This is a genomic window from Streptomyces sp. NPDC111516 (assembly GCF_055635345.1).
On the sequence record NZ_JBVKBV010000001.1, the window covers coordinates 874,979 to 889,561 of the forward strand.

Consider the following 14,583-nt stretch of genomic DNA (forward strand, 5'->3'; position numbering starts at 1 on the left):
TGTAAGCGTTCTCCCCCGTGTAAACCTTCGTTTTTCACATCTTTGAAATTCAACTGGATTCGACGATCAATATGATCATTGGATGATCATGATCGCTCTGCTGCAAGGAGCGACGGAAATGCCTCTTTCAGCGCCGCCCGCCAATCCCGGATCGGTTCGATTCCGGCCGCCGCCCAGCGGTCGTGTCCCAGCACGCTGAAAGCGGGCCGGGGAGCCGGCCGCACGAAAGCCTCGCTGGTCGTGGGGCGGACGCGCGCCGGGTCGGTGCCGAGCAGCCGGAAGATCTCCCGGGTGAAGCCGAACCAGGTCGTCCCGCCGCGGCTGGTGCCGTGATAGACGCCCGCGGGGGCGGTGCCCGCCAGGGCGGCCTGTCCGAGCCGGACCAGCCGGTCGGCCAGATCGGCGGTCCAGGTGGGCTGTCCGCGCTGGTCGTCCACCACGTCGAGGGTGTCCTTGACGCCTTCCAGCTTGATCATCGTACGGACGAAGTTGCCGCCGCCCGCCCCGTACAGCCAGGCGGTACGGACCACGTAACCGGTGTCCGGCAGGGTGTCCAGCACGGCCCGCTCGCCGGCCAGTTTGGTGCGGCCGTAGGCGCTGCGCGGCCCCGTGGGGTCTTCCTCGGCGTAGGGCTTCTCACCGTCCCCGGCGAAGACGTAGTCGGTGGAGACCTGGAGGAGGACGGCGCCGTGTTCGCGGCAGGCCGCGGCGAGGACCTCGGGGCCTGTGCCGTTGACCCGCAGTGCGGCGTCCTCCTGGGACTCGGCGTCATCGACGGCGGTCCAGGCGGCGCAGTTCACCACGACGGCGGGCCGGTGCTGCTCGAAGCCGGAGCGCACCGACCCGGGGTCGGCGATGTCCATGGCCGCGCGGTCCGCGGCGACCACCGTGACGTCCTCACCGGCGAGCCGGGCCAGAACGTCCTGGCCCAGCATCCCGGCGGCCCCGGTGACCAGCCAGACGGCGCTCACAGCGCGGCCCGGCCCTTCAGCGGCTCCCACCAGGCGCGGTTGTCGCGGTACCACTGCACGGTCTCGGCGAGGCCGGTGCGGAAGTCCTTGCGGGGCTCGTAGCCGAGCTCCTCGCGGATCTTGGTGCAGTCGACCGAGTAGCGGCGGTCGTGGCCCTTGCGGTCCTCGACATAGGTGACGCTGGTGTCCCAGTCGGCGTCGCAGGCGTCCAGCAGCAGGCCGGTGAGCTCCTTGTTGGAGAGCTCGGTGCCGCCGCCGATGTTGTACACCTCGCCGGCCCGGCCCTTCGTGCGGACCAGCTCGATGCCCTGGACATGGTCGTCGATGTGCAGCCAGTCACGGACGTTGGCGCCGTCGCCGTAGAGCGGGACCGTCTTGCCGTCCAGCAGATTGGTGACGAAGAGCGGGATGACCTTCTCGGGGAAGTGGTGGTGCCCGTAGTTGTTGGAGCAGCGGGTCACCCGCACGTCGAGGCCGTGGGTGCGGTGGTAGGAGAGCGCGATCAGGTCGCTGGACGCCTTGGCCGCGGAGTACGGCGAGTTGGGCGCGAGCGGGTCGGTCTCGGGCCAGGAGCCCTCGTCGATCGAGCCGTAGACCTCGTCGGTGGAGATGTGCACGAAGGTCTTGATGCCGGCCAGGTGCGCGGCATGGATCAGGGTGTGGGTGCCCACGACGTTCGTACGGACGAATTCGGCGCCGCCGTCGATGGAGCGGTCCACATGGGACTCGGCCGCAAAGTGCACCACCTGGTCGTGCTCGGCCATCAGCTCGGCGACCAGCTCGGGATCGCAGATGTCGCCCTGCGCGAACCGGAATCCGGGGTGGTCGCGCACCTCGTCGAGGTTGGCCGGGTTGCCTGCGTAGGTGAGCTTGTCGAGCACGGTGACGGCGATGTCGCCGGGGCCGTCGGGGCCGAGCACCGTGCGGACGTAGTGCGAGCCGATGAATCCGGCCCCGCCGGTCACCAGGATGTTGGTGGTCATGAGGAGATCTGCACCTTGCTGTGGTCGCCGAGTACGAGTCGGTGGGCGGACGGGGAACGAGGCGCGGGGGTCACTTCGACGTCACGGCCGATGAGCGACGCCTCCACGCGGCGTACACCGGCGATGGATGCGCCCCGCAGAACGATGGAGTACTCGATCTCGCTGTCCTCGATCCGGCAGTCCTCCGAGACCGATGTGAACGGACCGACGTACGCGCCGCTGATCACCGACCGGGCGCCGATGATCACGGGCCCGACGATGCGGCTGCCGCTGACCTTGGCGCCCGCCTCGATCCGCACCCGGCCGATGATCTCGCTCGCATCGTCGACCTCGGCCTCCTCGTGGGACGGCTCGATGGTCTCCAGAACGGTCCGGTTGACCTCCAGCATGTCGGTGACATTGCCGGTGTCCTTCCAGTACCCGTGGATCGTGGTGGAACGGACGTCACGCCTCTGGTCGATCAGCCACTGGATGGCGTGCGTGATCTCCAGCTCGCCGCGCCAGGAGGGCTCGACCGAGCGGACGGCCTCGTGGATGGCGGGGGTGAACAGGTAGACGCCGACGAGCGCCAGATCGCTCTTGGGCTCCTTCGGCTTCTCCTCCAGGGCCGCCACCCGGCCGTCGGCGTCGAGCTCCGCGACACCGAAGGAGGTCGGGTTGGGCACCTGGGTCAGCAGGATCTGCGCATCGGGCTTGTCCGTGCGGAACTCCTCCACCAGAGCGGTGATCCCGCCGACGATGAAGTTGTCACCGAGGTACATGACGAAGTCGTCGTCCCCCAGGAAGTCACGGGCGATCAGCACCGCGTGGGCGAGGCCGAGCGGTTCGTCCTGGGGGATGTACGTGACCTCGATGCCCAACCGGGAACCGTCGCCGACCGCCTCGCGGATCTCCTGAGCGGTGTCGCCCACGATGATGCCGACTTCGGTGATGCCCGCTTCCGCGATGGCTTCCAGGCCGTAGAACAGCACGGGCTTGTTCGCCACCGGCACCAGTTGCTTGGCCGAGGTGTGTGTGATGGGACGCAGGCGGGTGCCGGCCCCTCCGGACAGTACGAGAGCCTTCACGTGACCAGTCCTCATGGTTGAGATATCGGTCTTGTCGCGGCTGCGACCTGCGAGGCGACTTTACTGAGAATTGCTGTGCAATTCGTCCTGCGTCAACCCCGCGAACGAGATGCGAACGCACGTACGGAATTTGGCCGGAATGGACCTGCTCAGCCTGCGTTGATCCTCAGCTTCCAGCGTCGTACGTCCCGCCGCATACGCCGGACGACGCGCCGCGACAATGACGGCTTACGGGCTATGACCTCGGGCTTCTCGATGCGCTTGCCGTCATGCCAGTCGGGCACGGTGACCTCGAAATCGGATTCCGAAAGACCGCTCGAAGGGTCCCGGAAGTGCGGGTACGCGAGGAAGGCCTTGTCCCCCTTTCGCGAGTTGACCACATCCGGAACCGTCTTCGCCCGCTGATACGTCAGCGCGTCCACCAGCACGTCGGCCCGGCCCGCCGCGACAGCGGCGAGCCGCAGCCTCTCGGCGACCTTGATCAGGCGCGCCACCCTGTCGTTCCAGTACGTTTCCATGAGCGGAGCCGCAAGCTCCATCTTGTGGCGCCGCACCTCCTCCGAGTCCCGGAGGAAGTTGGGACCGAACTGCTGCAGCGTCCCGACCGTGAAGGGCCTGACCATCAGGAAGTCCCGCTTCGGTCCGGCCGGTTCGAGCCGGTGAATGAGCGCCATCATGGCCCGCATGGAATCGAAGCGCCATACGTAGGTGCCGCTCTTGGTCACATGCTTTCCGTCGTCCCGGCCGACCAGGTAATAGCAGGTGTAATTGGAGATGACGGAGACTCCGGCGCCCCGGAGATACACCTCCATGGTGAAGAGCGCATCCTCACCGGTCTTGAGTTCCTCATCGAATCTCAGACCAATTCGCTCCAGCAGTTCACGCCGGAAAAGCTTCTGTGCGCTCAGCGTGTAAATGACCTTGGAGTTGTATACGTTGACCCGTTCCTTGGTGCCTGTCCACATCGACTTGGGCGCTCCGCGATTGACCCCGACCACCTTGCCGAGCACCACATCGGTGTGCGCCCGGTCGGCCATGGCCACCATCCGCTCCAGGGCCTCGTCACCGAAGTAGTCGTCCGCATCGAGGAAGAACACATAGCGCCCCCTCGCCATGCCGAGACCCACATTGCGCGGCCCGCTCGGACCGCCGGAATTCTCCTGCCTGACCACCCTCGTCGGGACCGCGGATCGGGCCGCGAACTCCTCCAGGTACTCACCGGTGCCATCGGTCGAACCGTCATCGACCGCCACGATCTCGATCCGGTCGGCACCGATGGTCTGCGTCTCCACCGATTCGAGACATCGGATGAGGTAGGGCATCGCCTCATATGCGCCGATGATCACGGTTACGTCAGGAGTTGGCATCTCGTTCACATCAACAGAAGACAGTCGCCCCGGAGCGTTGGTTGCCCGGCACTACCCACTCGAAAGAGTGACCTTCACCACAAAGGCCCGGCACAACCCTTTCAGGGCTATGCCGGGCCGGATGAATCGTGTAAGCGAGCCAGCCTGACTCTCAGCCGCTCACCGGTTCGCCGAGGTTTCTCGCCAGACCTGCGTTCCGGGCCTCCGACTTGGCCGCGAGCGCCTTCACCGCCGTGTCGAACCGCACGATCGAGGTGGGCTCGTCCGGGCCGAGGAGGTACTCCTTCAGCTCGCGCCGGTCGGCCGCCAAGGTGTCCGCCGCGGGGTCCACCACCGCCGCGAGCAGGGCGTCCAGCTCGGTCGCGGCATTGGACAGGATGACCGCGGCACGGACCGCGGTGTTCTGCCGGCGGAATTCGTCCTCGCCCAGCACCGCCGAATCGGTGACCGCGTACGGCTTGCCGCTCGCGATGAAGTCCGACACCACGCTGGAGATGTCCGAGACCATGGCATCCGACTCGTTGAAGCAGTCGTACAGCCGCATGCGGGCGCCCGTGATGACCTTGTGCTCCCACCAGCCGAGCGCCCGCCACGAGGCTGCGTTCCACTCGTCCTTGAGCCGCCCGATCTCGGCCTCGCGCGCGGGGTCGGCCAGCGAGTCGCGGGACACCTCGGCCTCGTCCCCTGCGACGTGGTCACCGCTCGACAGTGCCGTGAGCCGGGCCTCGATACGGGCCAGTTCGGCCCGCGCCTCGGCCTGCACCGCCTGGAGCGCCGCCGATTCCTTCGCCCAGCGAGGGTCGGTGGCGCGCTCGACGGCGGCCTTCTCGATCAACGCGGTGATCCGCTGGTGCACGGCCTTGGCCTTGGCGCTGCGGGTTCCCGTGAAGGGGTGCGGCTTGTAGAGCAGCCGGACCGGCTGCTCCGCGTTCAGCAGCCGCTTGACGATGTTCTCGCCGGCCAGCAGGAGCGAGGTGTTGCCCGGGTTGTCGTCCCAGCCTTCCCAGGTGGGGGCGTACAGCACGGTCGGGATCGGGTTCTTCGGCGCACCGGACCACGGCTGGATGGCGGCCAGCTGCGGGCGGCCCACCTCGACGATGTCCTCGTCGCGCACACCGACATCGGCCAGCGCGTAACGGTCCCGGCCGGCCCGGCCCGCGGTCCATACCTCGTCGTAGGCCTTGCTGTACGGGTTGACGCTGGCGAGCTTGTCGCTGTCCCCGTGACCGATGAAGACATGCTTCATCGTCGGCACCCGGAGCAGGTGGATGTTCTTGCCGACGTTGGCCGCGTAGAGCGCGACCCGTACCGACGAGAGGTTCAGGTTCATCAGGTGCACGCCGCCGGGCACGCAGAGCACCGGCACCGACGTCGTGTTCAGCTGAGGCATTATCTGGCGCTCACGCAGCAGGATCAGCGGGCGGCCGTCGAGCTGCGCCATGGTCTCCAGCCACATGTTGACCTGGTAGGCCGAATCCTTGGAGCCGGAGAAGTAGAGAACCACGTCCGGCTTGTACTCGCGCAGCCAGGTGTCCACGGCGCTCAGCACCTTGGACTCGGGCCCCACCAGCCGGCTCGGACGGATGTACGGGAGGAGCGCCACCACGTAGCAGAGCGCGAGCACCAGCGTGACGGCCAGGCCCGCGTAGGCGAAGCCGGTCGCCTCGGTCTCGATCGCGACCAGCACACCCACCATCGCGAAGACGTCCAGATGGAGCATCTTCTCCGCGGGGTGGTTCATCAGCAGCGACGGCGGAGCGTCCTGGATCCGCACCTGCTCCAGGTCGACGTTGCGCGTGACCACCGGGAGCTTGCGGCGGAGCTTGATGAGGGTGACCACCACGCTCTGCGGTGCCTGGAGACCATAGAAAACCAGCAGGCAGGCGACCGTCACGTAGAACAACGTCTGCTCTCCGTAACCCATGCGGGAGAGCAGCAGGATCAGCAGCAGCTGGCGGACCAGGAAACGGATCGAAAGCCCCGCGCGGACGGCGGCAAGCCGGTTGACCAGGTAGCTACCGCAGTGGTGCAGATACTGGTCGGCCAGGTAGGTCACCGCGGCAGCACCTGCGAAGAACCACAGATTGGGGATTATGGCCGCGAGCATTATGCACGGGAACCCCAGGGCCATGAGGAGGGCTGCGGCCAGTTCCGAGCCACTGCCCACTCGAGCCATGCGAATGGCTTTCGAAATCACGAAGTACCGCTCCCGAGGATGCCGACTGATTACCTTGCGGGGAAAATGTGAAGTCAGAGCTTCACGAATTCGGACCCCTGTGGTTCGCACGCGGCGTCTACAGGGGTCCGAATAGTCGATTACCAAGCAGTATTACACATCGGCCTGTCGGTCCAGGACAGCGGCCAGCGCCTGTTCGAAACCCGACGCCTCGGAAGCACCACGGGTCGGGTCCTGCTGGCGTACGTCGATGACATGGCCGGTCATCTCGGAGAGCAGGACGTCGAGGGAGGTCCTGGCAACCGCCTCGGAGGAAAGCAGCGTACCCGCGGGCTCGTTCCCGAACGCCTTGGTGCGCATCGGCGTGGCGGTGCGCTCGGGGTTCACGCAGTTCACCCGCACGCCGTCGCCCGCCCACTCGTCCGAGAGCGCCTGGGTGAGATTGACCATGGCGGCCTTGGTCGACGAGTAGAGGCTGTACTCCGCGCGGCCCCGGGTGTAGCTGCTGGAGGTGTAGAGCAGCAACTGGCCCTTCGTCTCGGCGAGGTACTTGTACGAGGCACGGGCGATCTGTACCGGCGCCAGGTAGTTGACGTTCAGCGCTTCCTGGATGGTCGCGTTGTCCGTCTCGGCCAGCTTGCCGATGCGGAGCACGCCCGCGGTGTTGATCACGTAGTCGACGCGGCCGGTGTCCGCGTACGCCTTGGAGAGCGCCTCGTCGATGTGCTCCGGGTTCTCCACGTGCGTACCGGTGGTGGAGCGGCCCAGGGCGTAGACGGTGGCACCGTAGGACTCGGCGAGGGTCGCGATGTCCGCACCGATGCCGTACGAGCCGCCGAAGACGACGAGGGTCTTGCCGGTGAGCAGTTCGCGGTAGGCGGCGTCGTCGGTCGGCTGCGGGACGGCCGTGGAGGCCAGCTGGAAGAGCTTGTCCGCGATGAAGACGTCGACGGGCTGAGTGACCTTCATGTTGTACTCGTCGCCCGCGACGACGTAGATCGGCACGTCCGGGAGGTACTTCAGGACGACCGAGCAGTCGTCGGTGGCCTGGAAGTTCGGGTCGCCGGCGGCGACCTCGTACGCCCGGCGGATCGTGGAGAGCTTGAAGGCCTGCGGCGTCTGGCCGCGGCGCAGCCGGGAGCGGTCGGGCACATCGGTGATGAACTCGCCGTCGCCGCCGTGGGTGCGGGTCACGATGATCGTGTCCGCGGACGGGATGGCGACGTCGACCGCCTGGTAGCGGTCCAGGGCGTCGACGCAGTCCTTGATGACGCGCTGCGACAGCAGCGGGCGCACGGCGTCGTGGAACAGGACGTTGCGGTCCTCGCCCTCGGCCAGGCCCTCGCCGAGCGCCGCGATGGCACGCTCGGTGGTCTCGTTACGGGTGGAGCCGCCCTCGATCACCTTGGTGACCTTGGTGAGTCCGGCCTTGGCGACGATCTTCTCCACGTCGGGCACGTAGCCCGGAGCCATCAGCACGATGATGTCGTCGATGGAGTCGGCCTGCTGAAAGATCGACAGCGTGTGCTCGATGACAGCCTTGCCTGCGATCTTCAGCAGTTGCTTGGGGATGGACAGTCCCACGCGCTGGCCGGTACCACCGGCGAGCACGACTGCTGTGGTTCGGGCTTTGGCTATGTGCTGAGCAGACACAGACGACCTACCTTGCGGGGCTGGGAGATACAGCGATGGTTGCACTCTCCGTTACCGTCTCGCAAGGTGGACGTCGGCCGCTGCATGCCGTATGGACACCTCGCGTTGCCCTGCGATCAGGGCGAATACCGGAATTGACACCTCCCGGCCGGGTGACCGACGCCACACGGTTGAGCGGCATGAATCACCCCTGAGCGGGTTCGGCTCCGCCGATCGAGTGACATCGAGAGCATGCCGGGCCGCCGGACGGGATGACGAACAGACCCGTCCGGCGGTATGGCCTCGACTGAAAGTGCGACTGCTTCGGCGGCTGCGGCTGCGGCTGCGGCTGCGGCTGCGGCTGAACGTCCTAGAACGGGTTGAAGTCGTCGAACTCGCGCTGTGCGTCGTCGCGTTCCGCCTCGCGGTCGCGGCGGCGCTGCGCCGCCGGCCGCGGCGCTTCGAGACGGTGGTCCTCGCCACGCCGGCCGAGCATCTCCGCGCCCGCCGCCATGGTCGGCTCCCAGTCGAAGACGACCGCGTTGTCCTCGGCGCCGATGGCCACGCCGTCGCGCGCGCGGGCGCCGGCCTTCATCAACTCGTCCTCGACACCGAGACGGTTGAGCCGGTCGGCCAGGTAGCCGACGGCCTCGTCGTTGTTGAAGTCGGTCTGCCGGACCCAGCGTTCCGGCTTCTCGCCGCGCACCCGGTAGAGGCCGTCCTCCTCCTTGGTGACGGTGAAGCCCGCGTCGTCGACGGCCTTCGGGCGGATGACGATACGGGTCGCCACCTCCACGGGCTTGGCCGCGCGCGCCTCGGCGATGATGCCCGCGAGCGCGAAGGAGAGCTCCTTCAGGCCGGTACGGGCGACGGCGGACGCCTCGAGGACGCGGTAGCCGCGCGCCTCCAGGTCCGGGCGGATCATGTCGGCGAGGTCCTGGCCGTCCGGGATGTCGATCTTGTTGAGAACGACGATGCGGGGCCGGTCCTCCAGGCCTCCGTACTGCTTCAGCTCCTCCTCGATCATCTCGAGGTCGGAGACCGGGTCACGGTCGGACTCCAGCGTCGCGGTGTCCAGTACGTGCACGAGCACCGAGCAGCGCTCCACGTGCCGCAGGAATTCCAGGCCGAGGCCCCGGCCCTGGCTGGCGCCCGGGATGAGGCCCGGGACGTCGGCGATGGTGTAGACGGTGCTGCCCGCGGTGACCACGCCGAGGTTCGGGACGAGGGTCGTGAACGGGTAGTCGGCGATCTTCGGCTTGGCCGCCGACAGGACCGAGATCAGCGAGGACTTCCCGGCGCTCGGGTAGCCCACCAGCGCGACGTCGGCGACGGTCTTGAGCTCCAGGACGATGTCGCGGGCCTCACCGGGCTCGCCGAGCAGCGCGAAGCCGGGGGCCTTGCGGCGGGCGGAGGCCAGTGCGGCGTTGCCGAGGCCGCCGCGGCCGCCCTGTCCGGCGACGAACGTGGTGCCCTGGCCGACCAGGTCGGCCAGCACATTGCCGTTCCGGTCGAGCACGACCGTACCGTCGGGCACCGGCAGGACCAGGTCCTGCCCGTCCTTGCCGGAGCGGTGGTCGCCCGCGCCGGGCTGGCCGTTGGTGGCCTTGCGGTGGGGACTGTGGTGGTAGTCGAGGAGCGTGGTGATGTCCTGGTCGACGACCAGGGTCACATCGCCGCCGCGGCCGCCGTTGCCGCCGTCCGGACCGCCGAGCGGCTTGAACTTCTCACGGTGAACGGAGGCACAGCCGTGGCCTCCGTTACCCGCGGCGACATGCAGCTCGACGCGGTCCACGAAGGTGGTCATGGTTGGAACCTCCAGTTACATACATGCAGAAATGTCTCACTCGTGCCGTCCCACTAGGAGAAGGCCGTCTCTCATGGGAGAAACACGCGAAAGGCGGACCCGCTTCCCGTATGGGAAGTGAGGTCCGCCTCCGCAGAAACCGCTCGACGAGCGCCGAAAATCAGCCGGCGATCGGAACGATGTTCACGACCTTGCGGCCACGGTGCGTGCCGAACTCGACCGCACCGGCGGCGAGTGCGAACAGCGTGTCGTCGCCACCACGGCCGACGCCCGTGCCCGGGTGGAAGTGGGTGCCACGCTGGCGGACCAGGATCTCACCGGCGTTGACGGCCTGACCGCCGAAGCGCTTCACGCCGAGCCGCTGAGCATTGGAATCGCGCCCGTTCCGGGTGGACGATGCGCCCTTCTTGTGTGCCATGTCTCCTCAGTCCCTTACTTCGCAGCCGCGGGGATACCGGTGACCTTGATCGCCGTGTACTGCTGACGGTGACCCTGGCGACGGCGGTAGCCGGTCTTGTTCTTGTAGCGAAGGATGTCGATCTTCGCGCCCTTGTGGTGGTCCACGACCTCGGCCTGGACCTTGATCCCGGCCAGCACCCACGGGTCGCTGGTCACGGCGTCGCCGTCGACCACGAGCAGGGTCGAGAGCTCGACCGTGTCGCCAACCTGGGCAGTGGAAATCTTGTCAACCTCAACGATGTCACCGACAGCAACCTTGTGCTGGCGGCCACCGCTGCGCACGATGGCGTACACGCGGATCTCTCTCTCGCTCGGAACGGATCCCCTGATGCCAGCCGCCCGCACAGGCCGAAGCCCGCGACGATCCGGAAGGATGAGCGGCCTCTCCTGACGGACAGGTCCATCAGGAGGAATGTGCTCAGGGGTGGGCGCGCATGGAAACACGCCGAGGGTCAAGGTTACGGGGCCGCTCCCGGGCGGTCAAACCGGGCCTCCAGGAGCCGGTCCACCGGCTCCCGCGTGCTAACTTTTCCATTTTCGTAACTCTCCGTACAGCCTGAGGCTATCGATGCCACGCTCCGTCCCGCCCGGCCGTGCCTGGCTGTTGGCCTTTCTGGTGTCTGCCGTCTATGTGCTGGCACAGCTGGCCGCCGGGACCTCCTGGACGCTCTTCCCCGACTCCTACCGGTACGCCCGTGCTGCCGAGGAGTACCTCGGAGCCGACCGGGGCGAGGCGCACCGGGCCGCGCTCTCCGCCTTCTGTGCGAGCCGGGCCGACGAGGCCGCCCGGAGCGAGAAGCTCGATCCGCTGGCCGGCGAGGGCGGGCCCGGCGCGGCCGGGGCGGCGAGCGAGGCCGCCTGCCTGAAGCGATGGTCCACCGCCCCCGACATCACCACCGGGGATCCCCGCTACCAATCGATCTTCTCGTCCCGTCCCGGCTACCCCCTGCTCGCCGCTCCCTTTGTCGGTGCGCTCGGGGTGCTCGACGGCATGCGGGCGCTCGGGCTGCTGCTGGCCGTGGGCGGTTCCCTGGCCGTCTACGGGCTGCTGCGCGGGGCCGGGCTCTCGCCCGCGGCCGCCGTGACCGGCCAGATCGCCTTCCTCGTCTCACCGCTCGGTTGGTGGAGTCTCCAGGCACTCAGCGAGGGCCTGGTCACCGTCTGTGTGCTCGGCGCGGTGTGGGGCGGGGTGCTCATGGCGCGGGACAGGCGTACGGTGGGTGCGGCGCTGTTCATCGGCTCCCTGGCGGTCTGCACGGTCACCCGTTATTCGACAGCACTGATGCTGGCCGCGCTGATCGCGGCGGCGATGTTCATCTCCTGGCTCCTGCGCCGGTGCCGTGCGGATCTGTTGCTCGCCGGCGTGGCCGCGGGATGCGCCGGTGCCGTGGAACTCGTGATGAAGCTGCTCGGGCTTCCCTCGTCGGAGGTCACCCTCCAGGACACCTTCACCCACCATTTCCGTGCCCCCGAGGTCCCGGACCCCTGGGCCCGGCTCGTCGATCTCGATCTGAAGTACTGGAGTCACTGGATCGGTGAGCAGGCCGCAATGCCGTTCTTCCTGGTGGCCACGGTGCTCGCGCTGTGGGTGCTGCTGCGTCGCGGCGGGGTGCTCGGCCCACTGGCCTGCGCGGTGACGCTGACCGGTGCCGCCCAGATAGCCGCGCATCCCCTGGTCCAGGAGGCCGATCGGCTGGGAGTGCTCATGTGGATACCGGTGACGCTGGGAATTGCCTTGATTACACAAGCAGTTCGGGGCTTTCCCTCACTACCGATTGACCGTACGGTCCGAGTTCCTTCCTCAACAGTGGAGACGTACTGTGCCGACACCACAGATTCCTGATGAACTTCTGGCGAAGGCCGCCCGACGCGCAGTCGCCCGGATGGCCCGTACCGACCGGCCGGTCGTCGCCGCACGAGTCCTGGGTGTCTGCGCGCAACGCGTCCGGAACCGTCGGCTCAAGGCGGACCTGCTGGGTGAGGCGGCCGCAGTCCAGCTCGGCCGGGGCCTCGTCCCCCGCCATCTCGTCCAGGCGTACGCCGCCGAGCTGTCCTACGCGGACTCCAGGTTCAAGGCGGGCCGCAAGAAGGAGGCCGCCGCGTCTCTCACCCAGGCCCTGCTGCTGGCTTTTCACCGGGTTCCGCACGTCGACCGGCTCCACTCGCCCCTGTCGGACGACCCGGCCGGATTCACCGCCCGGCTGCGCACCAGCACCACCGCCCGCGCGGTGGCCGCACCCCGCGGCCGGAAGACACCGCCCGCCGCGCCCCCGACCGACCGGCCGCTGCGGCTGCTCGTGGTGAACCGGGCCAATGCCAACTTCCTGGGCCTGCTCACCGAGCGTTACGCGGACCACCCCGGTGTCGAGCTCCGCACGCTGGACCTGGCGGCCGATCCGGTACTGGCGCCGCTGGCCAAGGGCCTGCGGCGGATGATCGAGCTGCCGCTCGGGAGCCAGGCCGCGTACGCAGCCGAGGTCGAAGCGGCGCTGCGCCCCCATCTGGACTGGGCGGACACGGTCTTCATCGAGTGGTGCTCCACGGCCGCCGCGTTCATGACCCTGGTGGACCCGCGCAGCACCCGGGTCGTCGTCCGGCTCCACAAGTACGAGTCGTTCACGTACTGGCCGCACATCATGGACTTCTCCCGGGTCGACGATGTCGTGTTCATCGCGGAGCACATGCGGGAGTTGACCACCGCCGCCGTTCCCCGGCTGCTCGGTACCGCCGCGCCACGCCTCCACTTCCTGCACAACGCACTGGACCTGCGGCGGTTCGACCGTCCCAAGAGCGACGACGCGCGGTTCACCGTGGGCCTGATAGGCATCGGCCAGATCGCCAAGGATCCACGCTGGGCTCTGGAGGTGCTCAGGCTGCTTCGGGCCCGGGACGAGCGGTACCGCCTGCTGATGGTCGGCGACGGCATCGATCCGGCACCCGGCGCGGCGGCCGCCGCATATCACTCGGCGCTGGAGAAGGATCTCGCCGAGCTGGAGCCCACGGGTGCCGTGATCAGGCTCGGGCCGAGCGACGACGTACCCGGTGTGCTCACCGGAGTGGGAGTGATCCTCAGCAGCTCGGTCCGTGAGGGCTGTCATGTCGGCCTGATGGAGGGAGCGGCGGCCGGTGCCGTGCCGGTCGTCCGGGACTGGCCGTTCGTGGCCGGCCGTCCGCACAGCACGCGGACCCTCTTCCCCGAGGACTGGGTCGTCACCACCCCGCAGCAGGCTGCTGAGCGCATCCTCGCCGTCACCGCGTCCGAGGAGATCCGGGCCGAGGCCGGACGTGAGGCGTCCCGGTACGCCCTTTCGACCTGGGACTGGGGGACCGTGCGCAGCGACTACGACCGCCTGCTGCTGGGCGGCGACCGCGACGTAAGCTCGCCGGTCGAGGCCCCACTCCGAAAGGCAGACGCGCAGTGAACTACAGAGTCCAGCCCACCGCCCAGGTCGACGAGACCGCCGAGATCGGCGCCGGCAGCAGTGTCTGGGAGCTCGCTCAGATCCGCGAACAGGCCCGGCTCGGCGAGGGCTGTGTGGTCGGGCGCGGCGCCTACGTGGGTACGGGTGTCCGGATCGGCGACAACGTCAAGATCCAGAACTACGCACTCGTATACGAACCCGCCGAACTTGCCGACGGTGTCTTCATCGGCCCGTCGGTGGTGCTCACCAACGACCACAACCCGCGCTCCGTCGCCCCCGACGGCAAGCAGAAGCGCGGCGGCGACTGGGAGGCGGTCGGGGTGAAGATCGCCGAGGGGGCGTCCCTGGGCGCCCGTTCGGTCGCCGTCGCCCCGGTCCGGATCGGCCGCTGGGCCATGGTCGCGGCCGGTGCGGTGGTCACCAAGGACGTCCCCGACTTCGCTCTGGTCGTCGGTGTCCCGGCCCGGCAGGTCGGCTGGGTCGGTCACGCCGGCGTGAAGCTGGTGGAGAGCCCGGGCGAGCCGGGCGTGTGGGAGTGCCCGCAGACGGGTGCGGTATACGAGGAGAAGGCCGGGGTGCTGTCCGAGCGCGCCGCACAGCCCAAGGGCTGAGCCAAGGAGAACGCCGCGGGAAACGCCCTCGTTCAGGGGGCCGATCCCGCGGCGCTTCCGTCTCTGGCACCACCTTCGAACGCTCACG

Annotated in this window: 12 protein-coding genes; 3 read left to right on the top strand and 9 right to left on the bottom strand. The window is 68.1% G+C overall.

Annotated elements, in window-relative coordinates:
• Positions 1–86: 86 nt before the first annotated feature.
• The 9 genes from rfbD to rplU form a co-directional block, all read right to left on the bottom strand.
• On the bottom strand, positions 87–971 hold the full coding sequence (gene rfbD / locus ACZ7L9_RS04150; RefSeq protein WP_471412312.1) for a dTDP-4-dehydrorhamnose reductase: 885 nt from the start codon (positions 969–971) through the stop codon (positions 87–89).
• Positions 968–1,954, bottom strand: a complete 987-nt coding sequence (gene rfbB / locus ACZ7L9_RS04155; protein ID WP_471412314.1) for a dTDP-glucose 4,6-dehydratase — start codon at positions 1,952–1,954, stop codon at positions 968–970. Before rfbB ends, rfbD begins: the two co-directional genes overlap by 4 nt.
• Entirely contained in the window at positions 1,951–3,021 is a 1,071-nt protein-coding gene (locus tag ACZ7L9_RS04160; protein WP_471412315.1) for a glucose-1-phosphate thymidylyltransferase, read from the bottom strand. The genes rfbB and ACZ7L9_RS04160 overlap by 4 nt, the downstream gene beginning before the upstream one ends.
• A 149-nt stretch (positions 3,022–3,170) precedes the next feature.
• Entirely contained in the window at positions 3,171–4,388 is a 1,218-nt protein-coding gene (locus tag ACZ7L9_RS04165) for a glycosyltransferase family 2 protein (RefSeq protein WP_471412317.1), read from the bottom strand.
• Positions 4,389–4,539: 151 nt separating this feature from the next.
• Positions 4,540–6,564, bottom strand: coding sequence for a hypothetical protein (locus tag ACZ7L9_RS04170; protein WP_471412318.1), 2,025 nt, complete (start codon positions 6,562–6,564; stop codon positions 4,540–4,542).
• Between the two features lie 153 nt (positions 6,565–6,717).
• Positions 6,718–8,217 carry a D-ribitol-5-phosphate cytidylyltransferase gene (locus ACZ7L9_RS04175; protein ID WP_471412320.1) on the bottom strand — a complete coding sequence of 500 codons (1,500 nt, stop codon included), beginning with the start codon at positions 8,215–8,217 and terminating at the stop codon, positions 6,718–6,720.
• Between the two features lie 349 nt (positions 8,218–8,566).
• A complete protein-coding gene (gene obgE, locus ACZ7L9_RS04180; protein ID WP_471412321.1) occupies positions 8,567–10,003 on the bottom strand; it encodes a GTPase ObgE in 1,437 nt (478 codons plus the stop codon).
• A 160-nt stretch (positions 10,004–10,163) separates the two neighbouring features.
• Entirely contained in the window at positions 10,164–10,421 is a 258-nt protein-coding gene (gene rpmA / locus ACZ7L9_RS04185) for a 50S ribosomal protein L27 (RefSeq protein WP_018103204.1), read from the bottom strand.
• Positions 10,422–10,435: 14 nt separating this feature from the next.
• Positions 10,436–10,756 carry a 50S ribosomal protein L21 gene (rplU, locus tag ACZ7L9_RS04190; protein ID WP_030921216.1) on the bottom strand — a complete coding sequence of 107 codons (321 nt, stop codon included), beginning with the start codon at positions 10,754–10,756 and terminating at the stop codon, positions 10,436–10,438.
• Positions 10,757–11,030: 274 nt separating this feature from the next.
• On the opposite strand from rplU, the gene ACZ7L9_RS04195 reads away from it, so the two are divergent.
• From ACZ7L9_RS04195 to ACZ7L9_RS04205, 3 genes are read left to right on the top strand one after another with little or no spacing between them, the layout of a single operon-like run.
• Entirely contained in the window at positions 11,031–12,305 is a 1,275-nt protein-coding gene (locus ACZ7L9_RS04195) for a hypothetical protein (RefSeq protein WP_471412323.1), read from the top strand.
• Positions 12,283–13,884 (top strand): glycosyltransferase, encoded by a 1,602-nt coding sequence (locus tag ACZ7L9_RS04200; RefSeq protein ID WP_471412325.1) that lies wholly within the window; start codon positions 12,283–12,285, stop codon positions 13,882–13,884. The genes ACZ7L9_RS04195 and ACZ7L9_RS04200 overlap by 23 nt, the downstream gene beginning before the upstream one ends.
• Positions 13,881–14,495, top strand: a complete 615-nt coding sequence (locus ACZ7L9_RS04205; RefSeq protein WP_471412327.1) for an acyltransferase — start codon at positions 13,881–13,883, stop codon at positions 14,493–14,495. The genes ACZ7L9_RS04200 and ACZ7L9_RS04205 overlap by 4 nt, the downstream gene beginning before the upstream one ends.
• Positions 14,496–14,583: the final 88 nt, after the last annotated feature.